The sequence below is a fragment of the Cedecea sp. NFIX57 genome (genome assembly GCF_900177785.1).
Classification (GTDB): Bacteria; Pseudomonadota; Gammaproteobacteria; order Enterobacterales; family Enterobacteriaceae; genus Cedecea; species Cedecea neteri_C.
In genome coordinates, this window is sequence record NZ_FXAS01000016.1 from 20,523 (window position 1) to 42,436 (window position 21,914).

General features: G+C 55.6%; 17 protein-coding genes. 14 read left to right on the forward strand and 3 right to left on the reverse strand.

The window, feature by feature from the left end:
• The first annotated feature begins 163 nt into the window (after positions 1-163).
• From bcsE to bcsG, 3 genes are read left to right on the forward strand one after another with little or no spacing between them, the layout of a single operon-like run.
• Positions 164-1,726 carry a cellulose biosynthesis protein BcsE gene (gene bcsE / locus B9Y90_RS15005; protein ID WP_085541697.1) on the forward strand — a complete coding sequence of 521 codons (1,563 nt, stop codon included), beginning with the start codon at positions 164-166 and terminating at the stop codon, positions 1,724-1,726.
• Positions 1,723-1,917 carry a cellulose biosynthesis protein BcsF gene (gene bcsF, locus B9Y90_RS15010; RefSeq protein ID WP_039288963.1) on the forward strand — a complete coding sequence of 65 codons (195 nt, stop codon included), beginning with the start codon at positions 1,723-1,725 and terminating at the stop codon, positions 1,915-1,917. Before bcsE ends, bcsF begins: the two co-directional genes overlap by 4 nt.
• Positions 1,910-3,592, forward strand: a complete 1,683-nt coding sequence (gene bcsG / locus B9Y90_RS15015; protein WP_039288965.1) for a cellulose biosynthesis protein BcsG — start codon at positions 1,910-1,912, stop codon at positions 3,590-3,592. The genes bcsF and bcsG overlap by 8 nt, the downstream gene beginning before the upstream one ends.
• Positions 3,593-3,678: 86 nt before the next feature.
• Here bcsG and B9Y90_RS15020 read toward each other — a convergent pair whose 3' ends face one another.
• On the reverse strand, positions 3,679-4,341 hold the full coding sequence (locus tag B9Y90_RS15020; RefSeq protein ID WP_085541698.1) for an OmpA family lipoprotein: 663 nt from the start codon (positions 4,339-4,341) through the stop codon (positions 3,679-3,681).
• Between the two features lie 154 nt (positions 4,342-4,495).
• Between B9Y90_RS15020 and B9Y90_RS15025 the strand changes: the two genes are divergently transcribed.
• Entirely contained in the window at positions 4,496-6,826 is a 2,331-nt protein-coding gene (locus tag B9Y90_RS15025) for a molybdopterin guanine dinucleotide-containing S/N-oxide reductase (protein ID WP_085541699.1), read from the forward strand.
• Here B9Y90_RS15025 and B9Y90_RS15030 read toward each other — a convergent pair.
• Complete coding sequence (locus B9Y90_RS15030; protein ID WP_085541700.1) at positions 6,774-7,235, reverse strand: N-acetyltransferase; 462 nt, start codon at positions 7,233-7,235, stop codon at positions 6,774-6,776. The genes B9Y90_RS15025 and B9Y90_RS15030 overlap by 53 nt on opposite strands.
• Complete coding sequence (tag, locus tag B9Y90_RS15035) at positions 7,232-7,795, reverse strand: DNA-3-methyladenine glycosylase I (protein ID WP_085541701.1); 564 nt, start codon at positions 7,793-7,795, stop codon at positions 7,232-7,234. The genes B9Y90_RS15030 and tag overlap by 4 nt, the downstream gene beginning before the upstream one ends.
• Positions 7,796-8,154: 359 nt before the next feature.
• Between tag and B9Y90_RS15040 the strand changes: the two genes are divergently transcribed.
• The 10 genes from B9Y90_RS15040 to B9Y90_RS15085 all read left to right on the forward strand — a co-directional run bounded on the left by B9Y90_RS15040 (position 8,155) and on the right by B9Y90_RS15085 (position 21,857).
• Positions 8,155-9,363 (forward strand): L-lactate MFS transporter, encoded by a 1,209-nt coding sequence (locus tag B9Y90_RS15040; protein WP_085541702.1) that lies wholly within the window; start codon positions 8,155-8,157, stop codon positions 9,361-9,363.
• Positions 9,364-9,639: 276 nt separating this feature from the next.
• Complete coding sequence (locus tag B9Y90_RS15045) at positions 9,640-11,316, forward strand: LTA synthase family protein (protein WP_085541703.1); 1,677 nt, start codon at positions 9,640-9,642, stop codon at positions 11,314-11,316.
• 187 nt (positions 11,317-11,503) lie between these two features.
• A complete protein-coding gene (gene eptB / locus B9Y90_RS15050) occupies positions 11,504-13,186 on the forward strand; it encodes a kdo(2)-lipid A phosphoethanolamine 7''-transferase (protein ID WP_085541704.1) in 1,683 nt (560 codons plus the stop codon).
• Positions 13,187-13,804: 618 nt separating this feature from the next.
• Positions 13,805-15,412, forward strand: a complete 1,608-nt coding sequence (gene dppA, locus B9Y90_RS15055) for a dipeptide ABC transporter periplasmic-binding protein DppA (RefSeq protein WP_039288980.1) — start codon at positions 13,805-13,807, stop codon at positions 15,410-15,412.
• 174 nt (positions 15,413-15,586) lie between these two features.
• Positions 15,587-16,606, forward strand: a complete 1,020-nt coding sequence (gene dppB, locus B9Y90_RS15060) for a dipeptide ABC transporter permease DppB (RefSeq protein WP_008457609.1) — start codon at positions 15,587-15,589, stop codon at positions 16,604-16,606.
• Between the two features lie 9 nt (positions 16,607-16,615).
• Positions 16,616-17,518 (forward strand): dipeptide ABC transporter permease DppC, encoded by a 903-nt coding sequence (gene dppC, locus B9Y90_RS15065; protein WP_085541705.1) that lies wholly within the window; start codon positions 16,616-16,618, stop codon positions 17,516-17,518.
• A gap of 10 nt (positions 17,519-17,528) precedes the next feature.
• Entirely contained in the window at positions 17,529-18,512 is a 984-nt protein-coding gene (gene dppD, locus B9Y90_RS15070) for a dipeptide ABC transporter ATP-binding protein (RefSeq protein WP_008457613.1), read from the forward strand.
• On the forward strand, positions 18,509-19,516 hold the full coding sequence (gene dppF / locus B9Y90_RS15075) for a dipeptide ABC transporter ATP-binding subunit DppF (protein WP_008457615.1): 1,008 nt from the start codon (positions 18,509-18,511) through the stop codon (positions 19,514-19,516). Before dppD ends, dppF begins: the two co-directional genes overlap by 4 nt.
• Positions 19,517-19,717: 201 nt before the next feature.
• Positions 19,718-20,905, forward strand: coding sequence for an MFS transporter (locus B9Y90_RS15080; protein WP_039288986.1), 1,188 nt, complete (start codon positions 19,718-19,720; stop codon positions 20,903-20,905).
• Between the two features lie 58 nt (positions 20,906-20,963).
• Entirely contained in the window at positions 20,964-21,857 is an 894-nt protein-coding gene (locus tag B9Y90_RS15085; RefSeq protein WP_085541706.1) for a LysR family transcriptional regulator, read from the forward strand.
• Positions 21,858-21,914 lie beyond the last annotated feature (57 nt).

The window sequence follows — 21,914 nt, forward strand, 5'->3', positions numbered from 1 at the left end:
ATCCCTCGGTCAGGTTTCGTCACCAGTGATAACGGCAAATGTCCGGAAAACGAAAAATGTTTTACAATGCTAAAACTGATGCTGTTTATTTTCAATGGTAGGTTTCTTTCTGAGCTTACGCTAGTAAACTGACATACATACTAATTTATCTCCAGGGGACGCCATGGAACCCATATTTTCGCTTGGCATCCGTTCGTTGTGGAACGAATTGAACCATATGCCCGCAGGTGGCGTCTGGTGGCTAAACGTAGAAAGTCAGGATGATGCAATAAATCTTGTCAATCAAACAGTTGCCGCCCAACAACCGGAGGCAAAAGTTGCCGTCATTTCAATGTCGGCAAAGCTCAAACAAGCGATAACGCTCGATTCGGCTGAAGGGCCGGAAAAAATACGTCTTTTTACCATGCATTCGTCCATCAATGGGCTCAATGCGCTACGCCGCGATTTGATGTGCAGCATTAATCCGGAACACTACTTTTTTATACTCTTAAGCGCAGATAACGTCTGGGAGAATATCCCCCCGGCGGATTTACGTCACTGGCTGGCCGCAATGGGCAAATGGACCGAACGCAATAAGTGCAGCCTGCTTTTTGTTAACGTCGGAAATAATAATGACAAACAATTCTCATTATTAGTCAGCGAGCATCGCAGCCTGTCCGGGCTTGCCAGTCTGCGGGCGCAAAGCGATATTCACCGTTATGACATCGCCTTTTGGTGTAACGAGAAAGGCGTCACGGCCGATCAGCAACTCAATGTTCACTGGCAAAACGGAACATGGCAAATTGTAGAAAATTCCGAAAGCGCGCCACAGCCGCGCAGCGATGAAAAGCGTGTCCTCAGCCACATAGCCGTTCTGGAAGGTGCCCCAGCCTTGTCGGAAAACTGGCAGCTCTTCGAAAACAATGAACAACTGTTTGAAGCCGCGCGAACCGCGCAGGCCGCCACGATCATTTTTTCACTAACGCAAAACAGCCAAATCAACAGTATCGCTCGCCAGATTCATTCGCTTCGCCGCCAGCGCGGCAGCGCACTGAAACTGATCGTACGAGAAAACCAGGCCAGCCTGCGAGCCACCGATGAACGACTTTTGCTGGGCTGCGGTGCAACGCTCATTATTCCGTGGAATGCCCCGCTCTCGCGCTGCCTGACGATGATAGAAAGCGTGCAGGGCGTGAAGTTTACCCGCCACGTCCCGGAAGACATTACCGTGCTGATCGACCAGATGCAGCCGCTGAAGCTGCGCGGTTACCAGAAGTGGGAAGTATTCTGCAACGGTATCGGTGCGCTAATGAACAACACCCTACTGCCGGAAGACGGTAAAGGCGTGATGGTCGCGCTGCGGCCTGTACCGGGGCTGCGCGTTGAGCAAGCACTTACGCTGTGCCGACCGAACCGCATGGGTGATATCGTGACTATCGGAGAAAACCGGCTGATGCTATTCCTCTCGTTCTGCCGCATTAACGATCTCGATACCGCCCTGAACCACATTTTCCCGCTGCCGGTAAACGATATTTTCACCAACCGCATGGTGTGGTTTGAAGATAGTCAAATCGCCGCCGAAATACTTCAAATGCAGGCTCTGAGCCCAGAAAAATGGGTGAAACCGCTGGCCGCCACGCTCGACCTGAACAGCGTTCGCCATGTGAGCCGCGAAGGACATAGCTGGCGCCGACAGCCAACGCCTGTCACGCTGCTTGATGATACTCCGAGGGAGCAGACACAATGATGAACCTCACCGACATCATTCAGCTCGTCGTGCTTTGCGCAATTGTTTTTATTCCGCTGGGCTATACCGCTCATCGCTGGCTTCCCCGCCTTACCGCCTCGGTACGGCTGATGTTTTTAAAACCACGCTATGTGAAATCGGCCGGAACGCTGCGCCGACCTTCCGCCAGGGCAGACCATCAACATGACTAATCACTCTCAAACGGCAAAGTCGCCGTCTCATTTTCTGCAGTATTGGCGTGGTCTGGGGGGCTGGAACTACTACTTCCTGTTGAAGTTCGGGCTGCTGTGGACCGGCTATCTGAATTTTCATCCGCTGGCGAACCTGGTCTTTGTTGCTTTTTTGCTGTTCCCGCTGCCGCCGCTAAAGCTGCACAAACTGCGTAACTGGATTGCCCTCCCCGTGGGGATAGGCCTGTTCTGGCACGATACCTGGCTACCCGGCTTCGACAGCATGATGAGCCAGGGCTCGCAGGTCGTCGGCTTCAGCGCAGACTACCTTCTCGACCTGGTCACCCGCTTTATTAACTGGCAAATGATCGGCGCGGCGTTTGTCCTGCTTGTCGCCTGGCTTTTTGTTTCCCAGTGGCTTCGCGTCACGGTATTTGTCGTGGCTATCCTGGTCTGGCTCAACGTGTTAACGGTGGCCGGCCCGGCTATTTCTTTACTGCCATCCACATCACAAACAACGGCCTCCGTCAGCACTGGCAGTACGGGTGGAGCAACGGCTTCCGGCACGACGCTGGCGCCAGTTCCTGGCGATATCCCGGCACAAACGGCCCCGCCAACAAGCGACAATATTACCGCCTGGCTAAACAGTTTTTACGCCAGCGAAGCCAAACGTCAGACCAAGTTCCCGGACGCGCTACCGGCCGACGCGCAGCCATTTGAACTGCTGATTATCAATATTTGTTCCCTCTCATGGTCCGACATCGAGGCGGTTGGCCTCAGCTCGCACCCGCTGTGGAAACACTTTGATATTCTGTTCAAAAATTTCAACTCGGCGACCTCCTACAGCGGCCCGGCGGCTATCCGCCTGCTTCGCGCGAGCTGCGGACAGTCATCTCACAAAGGGCTTTATGAGCCTGCGGGTAATCAATGCTATCTGTTTGATGATTTGGCCCGTCTCGGCTTCAAGCAGCAGCTGATGATGGACCACAACGGCGTATTCGGTAACTTCCTGAAAGAAGTGCGTGAATACGGCGGCGTTCAGGTTCCGCTGATGGATCAAAGCGGGCTCCCGAGCGATCTGCTGGCATTTGATAACTCACCAATCTACGACGATACCGCCGTGCTGCATCGCTGGCTGCAGGGTGAGCAAAATGACGGCGCGAATCCACGTACGGCCACCTTCTATAACCTGGTACCGCTGCACGACGGTAACCATTATCCGGGCAACAGCAAAACCGCCGACTATAAGGCGCGGGCACAGAAGCTGTTCGATGAGCTGGATTCTTTCCTGACCGAGCTTGAGAAGTCGAACCGCAAAGTCATGGTGGTAATTGTGCCGGAGCACGGCGCGGCGTTGAAAGGCGATAAAATGCAGGTTTCCGGGCTGCGTGACATCCCAAGTCCTGACATCACCCACGTACCGGCTGGCGTGAAGTTCATCGGTATGAAAGCACCGCACAGCGGCGACGCCATTGAAATTAACCAGCCAAGCAGCTATCTGGCTATTTCAGAACTGGTTTCCCGCTCGGTGGACGGCAAAAACTTTGTCGCCGACCAGGTGGACTGGAGCGCACTCACCAGTGGTTTACCGCAAACCGCACCGGTTTCCGAAAATGCGACGGCGGTAGTGCTGAAGTACCAGGATAAGCCTTATGTCCGCCTGAGCGGCGGCGACTGGGTACCTTATCCACAATAAAGTTTGCCTTTAGATGACCAAAAACCGGCGCTCCAGGCGCCGGTTTTTTTGCAGCTATCGAAAAATATGACCCGCTATGAGCGAGTTTACCCCAAAGGACTCAGGGTAATTTCTACGCGGCGATTCTGTGCTTTACCGTCTGCGGTACTGTTGCTGGCGATGGGGTTCGCCGGGCCTGCGCCGGTGGTGCGAATACGGCTGGCGTCAACGCCCTGAGTAATCAGTGCACTTCCTACGCCATCCGCGCGCTGTTGTGACAGGCGCATATTTAGCTCTTTGCTGCCGGTGCTGTCGGTATAGCCGACCACGTTAACCGCCGTTTTAGGGTACTCCTTCAGCACCATCGCCACACCAGTCAGGGTATTGGCACCCGCCGGTTTCAGCATGGCACTGCTGCTGTCAAAGGTGACATTGTTCGGCATATTCAGCACGATATTGTCGCCGCTGCGGGTTACGCTCACGCCGGTTCCACGCATTTTGTCGCGCAGCTTAGCTTCCTGCACATCCATGTAATAACCCACCCCGCCACCGAGCGCCGCACCGGCAGCAGCGCCAATCAGCGCGCCCTTGCCGCGAACTTTCTTCGATGAAGAAAGAGCCCCTACGCCCGCCCCAACCAGCGAGCCAATCCCGGCGCCTATGCCTGATTTCCCGGCCTGGCTTTCCCCGGTGTATGGATTAGTGGTGCAGCCGGAAACCGCTAAGGTGCCACACACGACGGCGGCGATAATCATGACGCGTTTTTTCATCTTATTTCCTTCTATCCTTATTCATCCTTTGCCGGATATGGGCCCGGCGATTGATTATGACGGCAAATCGTGTAGAAAATTCCGGTAAGTATTCTGAATCGTTGTCATAAATGTGTGGGCATAAAGCCCACCGCCTGCCATCGCGGAGCCCAAATTGGCCAATACATCGCCTGTACGTAAACAGATCCTCACCGCCGCACACTGGGGCCCCATGCTGGTCGAAACCGACGGAGAAAGGGTTTACCGCTCTCGCGGCGCGCTTGAAACCGGTCATCAGAACTCGCTACAAAGCGCCGTACCCGACCAGGTTCACAGTAAAGCCCGCGTGGCGTTTCCTATGGCCCGGAAAGGGTTTCTGGCCTCCCCGGATAAGCCGCAGGGTATTCGCGGTAAAGATGACTATGTCCGAATTAGCTGGGATGACGCCCTCGCGCTGATTCACAGGCAGCACAAGCGCATTCGCGAAAGTTACGGCCCGGCGGCCATCTTCGCGGGCTCCTACGGCTGGCGCTCCAACGGCGTGCTGCACAAAGCCTCCACGCTGCTTCAGCGCTACATGAGCCTTGCGGGCGGCTATACCGGGCATTCCGGCGACTACTCCACCGGTGCTGCACAGGTGATCATGCCCTACGTAGTGGGTTCCAACGAGGTATACCAGCAGCAGACCAGCTGGCCGCTCCTGCTTGAGAACAGCGAAGTCGTGGTGCTATGGAGCGCAAACCCGCTCAACACGCTGAAAATTGCCTGGAATGCCAGCGACGAACAGGGCGTGAAGTTCTTCGAACAGCTAAAAAACAGCGGCAAAACGATCGTCGCCATCGACCCGATGCGCTCTGAAACGGTGGATTTCTTCGGGGAACGTGCCGAATGGATCGCGCCGCATATGGGGACCGACGTAGCGCTGATGCTTGGCATTGCCCATACGCTGGTCATTCGCGGCAGGCACGATACCGCTTTCCTCGCTCGCTGTACCTATGGCTATGACAAATTTGAAGCTTACCTGCTCGGCAAAACCGACGGGACGCCCAAAAGTGCGGCCTGGGCGGCTGAGATCTGCGGCATTCCTGCGGTTACCATCGAAAAACTGGCGGATCTTTTCAGCCACAAGCGCACTATGCTGATGGCGGGCTGGGGCATGCAGCGTCAGCAATACGGCGAACAGAAACACTGGATGCTGGTCACGCTGGCGGCCATGCTCGGCCAGATTGGCACCCCAGGCGGCGGCTTTGGCCTTTCCTACCACTTCGCCAACGGCGGCAACCCGACCCGTAGCGCGGCGGTTCTCGGTTCCCTGCAGGGATCGCTTAAGGGCGGCACCGATGCCGTGGAGAAAATCCCCGTGGCGCGCATCGTCGAAGCGCTGGAAAACCCCGGCATGGATTACCAGCACAACGGACAACGGCACACCTTCCCGAACATTCGTATGCTGTGGTGGGCCGGCGGCAGTAACTTCACCCATCATCAGGACACCAACCGCCTTGCCGCAGCCTGGCAAAAACCTGAGTTGATCGTTATCTCCGAATGCTTCTGGACTGCTGCGGCAAAACACGCCGATATCGTTCTGCCGGTGACCACTTCGTTCGAGCGGAACGACATGACGATGACCGGTGATTACAGCAATCAGCATCTGGTCCCCATGAAACAGGTCGTCGCCCCGCAGGGAGAAGCGAGAAACGACTTTGATATTTTTGCAGAGCTAAGCGAACGCTGGGAAGCAGGCGGTGAAGCACGGTTCAGCGAAGGGAAAAGTGAGCTTGAATGGCTGGAGTCTTTCTATGAAATCGCTCGTCAGCGTGGCGCTACGCAGCAGATAGAGCTCCCGGATTTCAGTGAGTTCTGGGCAGCTAACCAGCTGATAGAAATGCCAGAAAATGCGAAAAACGCCGAATTTATTCGCTTTGCCGCTTTTCGGGACGATCCTGAGGCAAACCCACTCAAAACGCCGAGCGGTAAAATTGAGATCTACTCTGAGCGCATCGCCAGCTTTGGTTATGCCGACTGCCCGCCACACCCAAGCTGGCTGGCACCTGACGAATGGCAGGGTAATGCCGCCTCCGGCCAGCTACAGCTGCTTTCATCCCATCCGGCTCACCGCCTGCATAGTCAGCTGAACTATGCCGGACTGCGCGACCAGTACGCCATTGCCGGGCGAGAGCCTATAACGCTGCATCCGATTGACGCCAAAGCGCGCGGCATCGCTCACGGAGATTTAGTGCGGGTATGGAACGCTCGTGGACAGGTGTTGGTTGGCGCTCAGGTAACCGATGGCATCAGGCCCGGCGTGGTGTGTATCCACCAGGGTGCATGGCCCGATCTGGATGAAGATAAACTGTGTAAAAACGGGGCGGTTAACGTACTCACCATGGATATCCCGTCTTCGCGGCTGGCCAACGGCTGCGCGGCAAATAACTCCCTCGTCTGGGCGGAGAAATTTACCGGCCCGGCACCTGCCGTGACGGCGTTTGATCCGCCTGCCAGTTCATAATCCACGTCGGGTGCTGCGTTTCTTCCTGCCACGCGCTTTCTTCAATATGAAAGCCGTGGCGGTGGTAGAAATGCACCGCCCGGCGATTTTTTTGATACACCTCGAGGCTTAGGGCCGGGTATTCCGCCTTCACCTTTTCCAGCAATTCACCGCCGACGCCCTGCCCGGCAAAAGAAGGCGCCACGAACAGCGCGCCGATAAACTGCCGGTCCATCACGCTGACAAACCCCACCATCTGCTGCTGGTGCAGATAAACCCACGTTTTTGACTGAGGGATATAGACATTGCGCACCAGGTTAAGGCTTTCGTACCAGTAGCTTTCCGGGATAAACGGATGGCCGTCGATAGTACTTTCCAGCCAGAGCGCCATGAGCGCATCCATTTGCTCAATGCTGAACAGTTGGATCATTGGCGAAAATCAGGGTGGCAGAAGCAGCCCGTCACATGGTCATTAACCAGGCCGCAGGCTTGCATAAACGAATAGCAGATTGTCGACCCCACAAACTTAAACCCGCGCTTTTTTAGCGCCTTAGACAGCGCATCTGACGTCGGCGTAAACGCAGGGACTTCGCTGAGCAAGGCGGGATGTGACACCTGAGGTTTATGGTCGACAAATCCCCAGACAAAGTCCGGGAAGCTCTCGCCGTTAGCTTCCATCGCGAGGAAAGCTTTGGCGTTGGTGATAATCGCCTCGATTTTCCCCCGGTGGCGAATAATCCCGGCATCCTGCATCAGGGCATCCACCTCTTCCGGCTGAATTAGCGCCACGGCATAGGGGTCAAAATACCGGAAACGCTGGCGGTAATTTTCGCGTTTTTTCAACACGGTAATCCACGACAGCCCGGCCTGCTGGCCTTCCAGACAAATCATCTCAAAGAGCTTCTGCCCGTCGGTAACCGGCACGCCCCACTCTTTGTCGTGATACTCCAGATACAGCGGATCCTGAGTGACCCAGCCACAACGTTCCATTTTGCTCTCCCTGTAACCTGCCGAGTGCGGGTAAATTTTACTTTCTGACAATAGTGAATCCGGGATATTTCGCAACCCTGAATGAGATCAAAGAAAGGGCACTTAACACCGGTAATTTTGCAAAGTGTTAACTATGTCTCATTTATGATTTAACATTTGATATACAGCAAATACGCACATCACAACGATAGCAAGCACTAACAAACAAAACATAAAGTGCAACGGGAAGGCCGTTCATACCGTCTCAGAGGCACTTCATTCCGTTCTTCATGCATTTCATGCCGTTTTTTCCTGGAATAAACGGCGCTTCGCTATCGTAGGCGGCAGATAACTTCCCTTAGATTCGCAGGACATCTGCCATGAACACTGCCACCTACAACCGTACTCGCTGGTTAACCCTTATCGGAACCATCATTACTCAGTTCGCACTGGGATCCGTTTATACCTGGAGCCTGTTCAACAGCGCGCTGTCCCAGAAACTGGACGCGCCAATCAGCCAGGTCGCCTTCTCCTTCGGCCTGCTGAGCCTTGGCCTCGCCATCTCTTCTTCCGTGGCGGGCAAACTGCAGGATCGCTTTGGCGTGCGTAAAGTCACCATGGCGGCGGGCGTGTTGCTCGGGGCCGGGCTGTTCTTCACGGCCCATGCCAACAACCTGATGATGCTGTGGCTCACGGCCGGCGTGCTGGTTGGCCTGGCAGATGGCGCAGGCTACCTGCTGACGCTGTCGAACTGCGTGAAGTGGTTCCCGGAGCGTAAAGGCCTGATTTCTGCCTTCTCTATCGGCGCCTATGGCCTCGGCAGCCTCGGTTTTAAATACATTGATACCCACCTGCTGGCAGCCTACGGCCTGGAAAACACCTTTATGCTTTGGGGTGGCCTGGCGATGGTGATGGTGCTGTTCGGCGCCACCATGATGAAAGATGCCCCGCTGCAGGAAACTAAATCCGCAAACGGCGCGGCGAAAACCGATTTCACCCTCGCTGAATCTATGCGCCAGCCACAATACTGGATGCTGGCTCTGATGTTCCTCACCGCCTGCATGAGCGGCCTGTACGTTATCGGCGTCGCAAAAGATATCGCTCAGGGCATGGTTCACCTGGATGCCATGTCCGCCGCCAACGCGGTCACCGTTATCTCCATTGCTAACCTGAGCGGCCGCCTGGTGCTCGGTATTCTGTCCGATAAAATTGCCCGCATTCGCGTGATCACTATTGGTCAGGTGATTTCTCTGGTCGGTATGGCGGCCCTGCTGTTTGCCCCGCTGAACGAAGCCACCTTCTTTGCGGCCATCGCCTGCGTTGCCTTTAACTTTGGCGGCACCATCACCGTTTACCCTTCGCTGGTCAGCGAATTCTTTGGCCTGAACAACCTGACCAAAAACTACGGCGTGATTTACCTGGGCTTCGGTATCGGCAGCATCTGCGGCTCCATCATCGCTTCGCTGTTCGGCGGCTTCTACGTGACCTTCTGCGTTATCTTTGCACTGCTGATTCTGTCGCTGGCAATTTCCACCACCATTCGCCAGCCCGTTCGTGCCGTGCTCAATCATAAGCACGCCCACGCCTGATAGCCCTCGTAACCCCCATATTAAGGTCGCCTGAATAGGGCGGCCTTAACGCAGTTGATCACCACCTCGTTTGCTCTCTTCAAACAAAAGCACAACCGCAGCAATGAAATAACCCTCTTTAGGGAGACTTTTTTGCCACAAGCTGTATTATCCCGGCCAGGATAAATCCCCCTTCTCATCGCCTCATCCTCTTTTCACTCTCCAGGCCAGCAGAGGGATGCCTCTCCTAAGACAGCATTTGCTATCCAGAACAGTCCCAAAGAGAAAACGAGCATCATGGTAAAAAAAACCAGCCTAAAATCGCTCTGGACATACCTTTATGTCACATTGCTCCTTATTGCAGCTCTGATCATTATTGCCGGTAACACACCGCGTGATATCTATCCTCTTGTTATCGCTGCCAGTACTTTTATTTTCGCCTGCGGACTGCTTTATTTACTCTCCGCCAGAGTCATTTTTGCCCTCGGGACCAGCAGCCTGCTGGTGATCCTGCTGCAATTTTGTAACCAGCTTAAGGTCCACTATTACAAGGACCAGCTGCTGTTTAGCGATTTTTACCTGATGGCCGATCCGGCCAATGCGGGCACGCTGCTGCATTATCCTTCCGCCGGTATCGCCGTTGCGGCGATGATAGCGCTGTTTATCCTGACGATTATCATCAGCTGGCGCGCCGTACCACGCCGGAAAGGGATGCTCGCCCCGCTGATTGCCCTCGGGCTGATGTTGGGTTCGGTGTCGACGCTGAGCCACAGCGTACTGAAGAATCAGCACGACTGGGCCACTACGTTGCCTGGCGGCACCGGCGTGCTGTCGAATCTGGCGCTGTCCGGCATTCAGGCCAGCTATGACGCGCCAACTTTCCCTCAGGCAACGTCTCAGGAATTTATTTCCCGAGCGGCGGCGCTGAATAACAAGACCACCGCCTCAGCCAGCGTGAAGCCTGATATCGTTCTGCTGCTGCAGGAATCAACGGTGGATCCGCGCCTGTATAAAGTGCCTGATCCTAAATTGCTGCCGCACTTTTCTATGTTTGAGCAGGACAGCAAGGTGAAAGCCCACACGCTGATGCGCGTGCAAACCTTCGGGGGCGGCACCTGGCTGTCTGAATTCGCAGCCTTAACCGGAATGCGCAGCGATGATTTTGGGGCGATGAAAAACTCGGTCTTTTATTCAGCCGTCGATCACGTCAACGACAGCCTGTTTAAACAGATGCAAGACAACGGTTATTACACCGTGGTTCTGACGCCTTTCAACAAGTCGGCCTATAACGCCGGTCACGCCTACACCATGATGGGCGTGGATAAAATTATCCAGCCGCAGGAGTTGGGCTACCCGGGTGATTTGGCAGACAACCTGTGGCACATTCCCACTGCAGATGTCCTGAGCTATGTGAAAAAGCTGCTTGCCAGCCACACCGATAAGCCTGTGTTTGTTTATGCCTTAACAATGTTTGAACACGGCCCCTATGACGCAGGGCATAGCGATGATTACCAGCTCACTTCCGCCATGCAGAACAAGGATGCTGCCGGGAAGTTTAGCCATTATGTAGAGAAGATTAAAAACTCAGAAACCGCGCTGGCTGACTTCTTCCAGTTTGTTGACCAACGCCCACGGCCTACGATGTTTATGTACTTTGGCGACCACCAGCCAGCCATAGACTGGGCTAACGGCTACACGACGGAGCTGACAGACCCTGCCCATATTTCGCAATTCAGCCTGCGGGACAATTATAATGCCCCGCCAGTGGCGGACCTGGGCGCCATCACCGATATCGCCTTCCTTGGCGGGATGCTGCTCGAACAGGCCCAGCTCAAAGTGTCGCCGTTCTATCAGGCCAATATCGATATGCGCCATTTGTGCCAGGGCAGACTGAATGATTGCCCGGACACAACGCTATTTAACAGCTACCGGCACTATATCTACGATGAACTGCATGCGGCCTCGAAACCCTGATCCTCTTTGCTAAGCAGACCGAAAAAGACTCCACAAAAACGGGGTCTTTTTTTGTTTAAAAACGGCCATTTCCTTCAAATTTTGACGCCTCGCCAGGAATTTTCTTCGTTTCACCAGCCATTCAGAACTCCCTGGCAACTCCACGGTCTGAGTAGCGCTAATATTTTTATATCGCCCGGATGCCTGAATGAATTACATAAAAACGCTCTCCCAGCAAAAGCTGTGCCTTTTGCTCGGGGTATACATCGGCTGGTTTTTGAATATCTCTGTTTTCTACCAACGTTTTGATAGCCCCTCCCAGGTCTTCATCGCCTGGAAAGGCATCGCCGCTGCGGCCGAGTTTTTTGCCTGCCTGCTGGTGACATTTTTCCTGTTACGCCTGCTGTCGCTCTTTGGCCGTAATCTCTGGCGACTGCTGGCCTCCTTCGTGGTGCTGTGCTCGGTGGCCGCCAGCTACTATATGACCTTCTTCAATGTGGTGATCGGCTACGGCATCATTGCCTCGGTGATGACCACCGATATCGACCTTTCTAAAGAGGTTGTGGGCTACCACTTTGCCATCTGGATGACGCTGGTCAGCGCTATCCCGCTGTTCCTTATCTGGTTCAACAGGTCGCAAGACACGCTGCTTCAGCAGTTGAAAACCCCCGGCCAGCGCATCAAAAACATCGCTATCCTGCTCTGTGCGGGGCTGCTGGTTTGGGCGCCTCTGCGTATGCTCGGTGAAATGCAGTCCGACGATGAGAAAGGTTCAACGACGGATATGGCAAGCTACGGCGGCGTGGTGGCAAGCTCCTATGTGCCGGTCAACTGGGTCTCTTCCCTGGGGCTGTTTGCCTGGGCGAATGCCGACGAATCCACCGGCAACGGCTCGCTAATGAACCCGACGAAAAAGTTCACCTACGTCACGCCTCCAGGTCTGGACGATGCTTATGTAGTGTTTATTATTGGCGAAACCACGCGCTGGGATCATATGGGGATATTGGGCTATGGCCGTGACACCACCCCAAACCTCGCTAAAGAGAAAAACCTGGTCGCCTTCCGCGGGGAATCCTGCGACACCGCCACCAAGCTCTCGCTGCGCTGTATGTTTGTCCGCGAAGGCGGGGCAGAAGAAAACCCTCAGCGTACGCTGAAAGAGCAAAACATCTTCGCGGTCTTAAAACAGCTGGGCTTTAGTGCCGACCTTTACGCCATGCAGAGCGAAATTTGGTTCTACAAAAACGCCATGCCGGATACCCTTGCCTTCCGCGAACAAATCGCCGCAGAGCCCCGCAACCGCGGTAAAACCGTGGACGACATGCTGCTGGTTGATGAGATGAAGCAATCTCTCGCGCAGAATCCTGACGGCAAACATCTGATCATTCTGCATACCAAAGGCTCCCACTTCTCCTATGCCCAGCGCTACCCGCGCAGCTTTGCGAAATGGACGCCAGAATGCATTGATCTTGGCAAAGGCTGTTCAAAGGAGATGCTGATTAACGCCTTTGATAATTCGGTACTTTATGTCGATACAATGATAGACAGCGTGCTCGACCAGCTTCGCGATAAAAAAGCGATAGTCTTCTACGCCGCCGACCACGGCGAGTCCATCAGCGATTCCATGCATCTGCACGGCACTCCTCGCAAAATGGCACCGCCGGAACAATTCCGCGTCCCGCTGCTGGTTTGGGCCTCGGATAAATACCTGGAAAATCCAACGGCTGCCGACGCCTTTAAGCATATGCAAGAGCAGGCAGCAATGAAGGTGCCGCATCGTCACGTTGAGCTGTTCGACACCGTCCTCGGCTGTCTGGGCTACACCTCGCCCAACGGCGGAATTAATCAAAATAACAACTGGTGTCACGTGCCGGATAAAGCCGTGAATTAATATTCACGGCGCAGCCAGCAATTAAATAAAACACTCCGTACTACGGAGTGTTTTTATATTTTCAGCCCCGCCGTTTATTCGCCTCAGTTTCTGCCAGTTTTACCTCTGCCAGGCCAGATTAATTCATCGTATTTGGTTATGGAAAAGCGTGGTTTTTTGCGCGGCCGCTTATGATGGGGCACAGCATTTTCCGCTGTGAGCGATGCAGATCACAAAATAAATCGTGCAACAATTCATCGTTTAACACAAAATTTTACCTATTCCGGACAATCGGTTCGCGCTATAGGTTGCAAATTAAGCAGTGCAATATTCTGGTAACAAGCCTGTAGCATAAATTTCCCTGCTGGAAATGCCCCCGGAAGGTTTTTTTAATCTTTGCCCGCCGAATCCCACCTTGCTTGTAAATCCCCGTGACCTGTATTGACGTTTCCTTAATCTGTTGACAGATTGTAGGACGAGAGGGGCTATTTACGGACCGTCTGTGCTACCTCCATGCATGACTCGCGAAAGGAACTGCTAGCCTCACCACCGCCTCCGGGCACACCGTACCGACCACCCACAAATAACAATGGTCAGACGGTTACAAAACACAACACGACACATAATTGGAGCAGAATAATGAGTATTTCCTTGAAGAAGTCAGGGATGCTGAAATTTGGTCTGAGCCTGGTTGCCATGACCGTTGCAGCAAGCGTACAAGCCAAAACCCTGGTTTATTGTTCAGAAGGTTCCCCAGAGGGCTTTAACCCACAGCTGTTCACTTCCGGCACGACTTACGATGCCAGCTCCGTACCGATTTATAACCGTCTGGTGGAATTCAAAACCGGCACCACCGAAATCATCCCAGGCCTGGCTGAGAAATGGGACGTTAGCCCGGACGGTAAAACCTACACCTTCCACCTGCGTAAAGGCGTGAAGTGGCAGGACAATAAAGACTTCAAACCGACTCGCGATTTCAACGCCGACGACGTTGTGTTCTCCTTTGACCGTCAGAAAAACAAAGACAACCCGTATCACAAAGTCTCTGGCGGCAGCTACGAATACTTTGAAGGTATGGGCCTGCCTGACCTGATCACCGACATCAAAAAAGTCGACGATAACACCGTGCAGTTCGTGCTGGCTCGTCCAGAAGCACCATTCCTCGCGGACATGGCCATGGACTTCGCCTCTATTCTTTCTAAAGAATATGCGGACAACATGATGAAAGCCGGCACCCCGGAAAAAACCGACCTGAACCCAATCGGTACCGGTCCATTCCAGCTGCTGCAATACCAGAAAGACTCCCGTATTCTGTATAAAGCCTTCCCGGGCTACTGGGGTACCAAGCCGCAGATCGATCGCCTGGTCTTCTCCATCACGCCAGACGCTTCCGTGCGTTACGCCAAACTGCAGAAAAACGAATGTCAGGTGATGCCGTTCCCGAACCCGGCTGACATCGCCCGCATGAAAGAAGACAAGAACATCAATCTGATGGAACAGGCTGGCCTGAACGTGGGTTACCTTTCCTTCAACACCGAGAAGAAGCCGTTCGATGACGTGAAAGTGCGTCAGGCGCTGACCTACGCGGTGAACAAAGAAGCGATCATCAAAGCCGTTTATCAGGGCGCGGGCACCGCGGCTAAAAACCTGATCCCACCAACCATGTGGGGCTACAACGATGACGTGAAGGACTACACCTACGATCCTGAAAAAGCGAAAGCGCTGCTGAAAGAAGCGGGCCAGGACAAAGGCTTCACCGTTGACCTGTGGGCTATGCCGGTACAGCGTCCGTACAACCCGAACGCTCGCCGCATGGCTGAGATGATTCAGGCTGACTGGGCGAAAGTCGGCGTAACCGCCAAAATCGTGACCTACGAGTGGGGCGAGTACCTGAAGCGTGCTAAAGCCGGTGAACACCAAGCCGTAATGATGGGCTGGACCGGCGACAATGGGGATCCGGATAACTTCTTCGCCACCCTGTTCAGCTGTGCCGCAGCGAAAGACGGCTCCAACTACTCTCGCTGGTGCTACAAGCCGTTTGAAGATCTGATTCAGCCGGCTCGCGCCACCGACGACCACAACAAGCGTGTTGAACTGTACAAACAGGCTCAGGTTGTGATGCACGATCAGGCGCCAGCGCTGATCATCGCTCACTCCACCGTGTTCGAGCCAGTGCGTAAAGAAGTTAAAGGCTACGTGGTTGATCCACTGGGCAAACACCACTTCGAAAACGTGTCCGTCGAATAATAAAAGTAACGTGCTTTATTCCCTCTCCCCCGTGGGGAGAGGGTTAGGGTGAGGGGTATTGGCGCTGTCCACCCTCACCCCGACCCTCTCCCTCAAAGGGAGAGGGGGAAACATTTGTGAGCAATACAGACGGAACAGTTACCAGGCTTTCCGTCACTACAGAGAATCCGGGATATGCTGCAGTTCATCCTCCGACGACTGGGGTTAGTCATCCCCACGTTTATAGGTATTACCCTACTCACCTTCGCTTTCGTGCATATGATCCCCGGAGACCCGGTGATGATCATGGCCGGAGAGCGCGGTATTTCTCCTGAGCGCCATGCCCAATTGCTGGCCGAGATGGGTCTCGACAAGCCAATGTGGCAGCAGTACCTCCATTACATCTGGGGCGTAATGCATGGCGATCTGGGCATTTCATTAAAGAGCCGCCTCCCGGTTTGGGACGAGTTCGTGCCGCGCTTTAAAGCGACGCTGGAACTCGGCATCTGCGCGATGATTTTCGCCGTTGCCGTCGGCATTCCGGTGGGCGTTCTGGCCGCCGTGAAGCGTGGTTCAATCTTCGACCACACCGCCGTTGGCCTCGCGCTGACCGGCTATTCCATGCCAATTTTCTGGTGGGGCATGATGCTCATCATGCTGGTGTCGGTGCACTGGAACCTGACGCCGGTGTCCGGGCGTATTAGCGACACCGTGTTCCTGGATGATTCCCTACCACTCACCGGGTTTGCGCTGATAGATACCGCTATCTGGGGCCAGCCGGGTGATTTTATTGATGCCGTCGCCCATATGATTTTGCCTGCCATTGTGCTGGGCACTATTCCGCTGGCGGTTATCGTGCGTATGACTCGTTCTTCCATGCTGGAAGTGCTGGGCGAAGATTACATTCGTACCGCTCGCGCCAAGGGTCTGACCCGTATGCGCGTGATCGTGGTTCATGCCCTGCGCAACGCGATGCTGCCGGTCGTCACGGTTATCGGCCTGCAGGTCGGTACTCTGTTGGCTGGCGCCATCCTGACGGAAACTATCTTCTCCTGGCCGGGTCTTGGCCGCTGGCTCATCGACGCACTGCAGCGTCGTGACTACCCGGTAGTCCAGGGCGGCGTGCTGCTGGTGGCGACGATGATTATCCTCGTCAACCTGCTGGTAGACCTGCTGTACGGCGTGGTGAACCCGCGTATACGCCATAAGAAATAAGGGGCCATCATGACGCAACTGACAGAAAATAAAGTGGTGGCAGCACCCAAGCCGATGACGCCTTTCCAGGAGTTCTGGCACTACTTCAAACGCAATAAAGGCGCAGTGATCGGCCTGGTGTACGTCGCCATCATGATCTTCATCGCCATCTTCGCTAACTTCCTCGCGCCCCACGCGCCTGCGGAGCAGTTCCGCGACGCGCTGCTGCACCCGCCGGTATGGCAGGAAGGCGGGAGCTGGAGCTACATCCTCGGCACCGACGACGTAGGTCGTGACGTGCTTTCCCGCCTGATGTACGGCGCTCGCCTGTCGCTGCTGGTCGGCTGCCTGGTGGTCGTCCTTTCGCTGGTGATGGGGATTGTGCTGGGCCTGGTCGCCGGTTACTTCGGCGGCGTGGTCGACAACATCATCATGCGCGTGGTCGATATCATGCTGGCGCTGCCGAGCCTGCTGCTGGCACTGGTTCTGGTAGCTATCTTCGGCCCGTCCATCGGTAACGCCGCGCTGGCACTGACCTTCGTGGCACTACCGCACTATGTGCGTTTAACGCGTGCTGCGGTGCTAGTGGAAGTTAACCGCGATTACGTGACTGCCTCCCGCGTGGCGGGCGCTGGCCCCGTTCGCCAGATGTTTGTGAATATCTTCCCGAATACCCTTGCGCCGCTGATCGTTCAGGCGTCGCTCGGCTTCTCGAACGCCATTCTCGATATGGCCGCCCTTGGCTTCCTCGGCATGGGTGCGCAGCCGCCAACACCGGAGTGGGGCACCATGCTCGCCGACGTGTTGCAGTTCGCGCAGAGTGCCTGGTGGGTTGTGACCTTCCCAGGGGTTGCGATTCTGCTAACGGTGCTGGCATTTAACCTGATGGGTGACGGTCTGCGTGACGCGCTCGATCCCAAACTGAAGCAGTAAGAGGTTCGAGATGGCGTTATTAAATGTAGATAAATTATCGGTGCATTTCGGCGACGAAGACGCACCGTTCCGTGCCGTAGACCGCATTAGCTATAGCGTGGATCAGGGGCAAGTTGTCGGCATCGTAGGCGAGTCCGGCTCCGGTAAATCCGTCAGCTCGCTGGCAATAATGGGGCTTATCGACTTCCCAGGCCGTGTGATGCCGGAAAAACTGGAATTCAACGGCCGGGACCTGAAGCGCATTTCTGAGAAAGAGCGCCGCAACCTGGTGGGCGCCGAAGTGGCGATGATCTTCCAGGACCCGATGACCAGCCTGAACCCGTGCTACACCGTCGGTTTCCAGATTATGGAAGCCATTAAGGTGCACCAGGGTGGCAACAAGAAAACCCGCCGCCAGCGCGCAATCGACCTGCTGACCCAGGTGGGGATTCCTGACCCGGCCTCACGTCTTGACGTTTACCCGCACCAGCTTTCCGGCGGCATGAGCCAGCGCGTGATGATCGCCATGGCGATTGCCTGTCGTCCTAAGCTGCTGATCGCCGATGAGCCAACCACCGCGCTCGACGTGACCATTCAGGCGCAGATCATCGAACTGCTGCTGGAGCTACAGCAAAAAGAGAACATGGCGCTGATCCTGATCACCCATGACCTCGCGCTGGTTGCCGAAGCCGCCCATAAAATCATCGTGATGTACGCAGGCCAGGTTGTGGAAGCGGGTTCGTCCCACGATATCTTCCGCGCGCCTCGCCACCCGTACACTCAGGCGCTGCTCCGCGCGCTGCCGGAATTTGCTCAGGATAAAGCGCGTCTGGCCTCGCTGCCGGGCGTGGTTCCAGGCAAATACGACCGCCCGAACGGCTGCCTGCTGAACCCGCGCTGCCCGTATGCGACCGACAAATGCCGCAGCGAAGAGCCAGCGTTAACCTTGTTGGCAGACGGGCGTCAGTCCAAATGCCACTACCCACTCGATGATGCCGGGAGGCCAACCCTATGAGTACCCAACAGGCCGCCGCGCAACCGCTGTTGCAGGCCATCGACCTGAAAAAACACTACCCGGTGAAGAAGGGCTTTTTCGCCCCAGAACGCCTGGTGAAAGCGCTGGACGGCGTGAGTTTCACCCTCGAGCGCGGCAAAACGCTGGCGGTCGTCGGTGAATCCGGCTGCGGGAAATCCACCCTTGGCCGCCTGCTGACCATGATAGAAGTCCCGACCGGCGGGGAGCTTTACTACCAGGGCCAGGATCTGCTGATCCCGGATGCCTCGGCGGAAAAGCTGCGTCGGCAGAAAATCCAGATCGTCTTCCAGAACCCGTATGGCTCGCTGAACCCGCGTAAAAAAGTGGGACAGATCCTGGAAGAGCCGCTGCAAATCAACACCAGCCTGAGCAAAGCCGAGCGCCGCGAAAAAGCGCTGGAGATGATGGCGAAAGTGGGTCTGAAAACCGAGCATTACGACCGCTATCCGCACATGTTCTCCGGCGGCCAGCGCCAGCGTATCGCTATCGCCCGCGGCCTGATGCTTGACCCGGACGTGGTGATTGCCGATGAGCCGGTCTCCGCGCTCGACGTGTCGGTACGTGCTCAGGTACTGAACCTGATGATGGATTTGCAGCAGGATCTGGGGCTGTCCTACGTGTTTATCTCCCACGACCTGTCGGTGGTGGAGCACATCGCCGATGAAGTGATGGTGATGTACCTGGGCCGCTGCGTGGAGAAAGGCAGCAAAGAGCAGATTTTCTCTAACCCGCGCCACCCGTACACCCAGGCGCTGCTGTCCGCCACGCCACGCCTGAACCCGGATGAACGTCGCGAACGCATCAAGCTGACCGGCGAGCTGCCAAGCCCGCTGAACCCGCCGCCGGGCTGCGCCTTTAACGCCCGCTGCAGCCGTCGCTTCGGGCCATGCACCCAGCTCCAGCCGCAGTTGAAAGACTACGGCAACGGCCAGCTGGTAGCGTGTTTCGCGGTTGACCAGGATGTTAATGGGGAACTGCGTTAATCGTTTTTACCCTCTCCCTTTTGGGGGAGGGTATTCAACCATCCCCTTGATTAAATATACATTTTAATCAAAACGTAAATCTCACCCACATTATTCCTCCACAGAAACAGTGAAATCATAAATCCTGCATTTATTCGTCGCCGCTGACTGCGTAAATTGTGATCCTTGTCACTCATGTAGCCTCTGCGGAAGCACACTTTTATGCCTGATAATAAAGATAAACCTGCAACATCCCCGTGGATCGCGGTCTTTTCCCTGACTGTGGCCTGTTTTGTCATGGTTACTACCGAGTTCTTACCCATCGGTTTACTGACCAACATCGCACCCTCCCTCAATGTCTCCACCGGTACCGCCGGGCTGATGGTCACCATGCCAGGCATTGTTGCCGCCGTCGCCGCGCCAGTTTTGAGCCTGGCTTCAGGTAGCCTCGACCGCCGCCTGCTGATGCTTGGCCTGTCGCTGCTGTTGGTCGTCTCAAACCTTGTGTCCGCGCTGGCCGTGAACTTCCCAATGATGCTAACGGGTCGCGTGCTGCTGGGGATCTGCGTCGGCGGGTTCTGGTCATTCTCAATGAACTATGGCCGCCACCTTGTGCCGGAAGCGAGCCAGGGACGCGCAGTAGCATTGATTGTCAGCGGCGTGTCCATTGGCGCAGTTTGCGGCGTCCCGGCCGGAGCATTAATTGGCGACCTGTTCGGCTGGCGTTCAGCATTCTTTGCCAGCGCCGGGTTAGCCGCCATCACGCTGCTCGCCCAGCTTCGCCTGCTGACTTCCGTGCCGCCAGGCCGCCCGGTTACCGTTCAGGATTTACTGTCTCCACTGCGCCTGCCGATGGCCCGCATTGGCCTTATCGCCATCGTGCTGTTGTTTGTGGGCCACTTCTCGGCTTACACCTACCTGCGTCCACTGCTGCAACAGGTCTTTGTCCTCAGCCCATCGGTGATCACCTTCCAGCTGCTGGCCTACGGCGCGGTTGGCCTGCTGGGAACCTTTATCGGTGAGCGCCTGGCGGAACACAGCCTGCGCGCGACCTTTATTCTGGTGACGGCAATGCTGGCCATCATCCTGATCGTTTCTCCGTTACTCAGCGGCCTGGCCGGCGCTACGGTCATGGTGCTGGTGTGGGGCCTGGCTTTTGGGGCCGTTCCGGTTTGCGCCACAAACTGGATGTTTGAAGCGGTGCCAGATGCGCCAGAAGCCGGCCAGTCGTTGCTGGTCACGGTGATTCAGATTGCGCTGGCGTCAGGCGCTCTGCTCGGCGGTGAAGTGGTGGACTGGCATGGCGTAAGCAGCGCGATGCTGTTTGGCGGGGCGCTGATGCTCTCGGCCACGCTAGTTTTCGGCCTCTCCTTGCGCACCCGGATGATTAGCGCTAAACAATGCGGATAATTGTTTACGTGGATAAACAAAACCCTGTCTGATACAGGGTTTTTCGTTGGAGAGTGTTATGGATCACCATTTGCTGGCTATTCGGGTGTTCAATCGCGTGGTTGAAACTGGCGGATTTACCCGCGCCGCCGACTCGCTGCGCATGCCAAAAGCTACCGTCACCAAGTTGATTCAGAATCTTGAAAACCACCTGCAAACCAAGCTGTTCCAGCGCACCACCCGCAGCGTATCGGTCACCAAAGAGGGTGAATGCTATTACCGCCGCACCGTAAAATGGCTGGCCGACCTGGAGCAGATGGAAGGCAGCATGACCGAATCACAAAGCGAACCTCAGGGCGTGCTGCGTGTAGATGCCGGGGGCTCGTTAGCGCGCCAGGTGCTGATCCCCGCCCTGCCGGAATTTCTTGAACGCTACCCGGATATCTCCATTGATCTTGGCGTCAGCGATCGGCTGGTGGATTTAATCAACGACAACGCAGACTGCGTTATACGCAGCGGCCCGCTGGTCGACTCCACTTTGATTGCCCGCCGCCTGTTTACCATGGACTGGGTCACCTGCGCGACGCCGGGCTACTTTCAGCGCTACGGCACGCCAGCCCGCCCTGAAGAACTTGAGCAGGGGTATCCGCTGGCGTATTACCGCCACGCACGCAACGACCGCATCTACCCGCTACGCTTTATCGACCGGGGAAAAAACATCGAGGTACAGCACCGCTACCAGATAAGTGTCAACGAAAGTAACGCCCATCTTGGCATTGCACTTTCCGGGGCCGCCTTAACTCAAGTCGTCCGTTTTGCGGCACAGCCGTATCTCGACAGCGGGAAGCTGGTCAGCGTGCTGGATGCCTATCAGCCGCCGCCAGAACAGATGTACCTGGTTTACCCGTCCAACCGCCACCTTAGCGCCAGGCTGCGGGTGTTTATCGAATGGGCTGTGGCTCGATTTGCCTGACGAATGCAAGGGCACCGCCTCACTTTTCCCCGCATAAAAATATGTTACTCTCCGCAG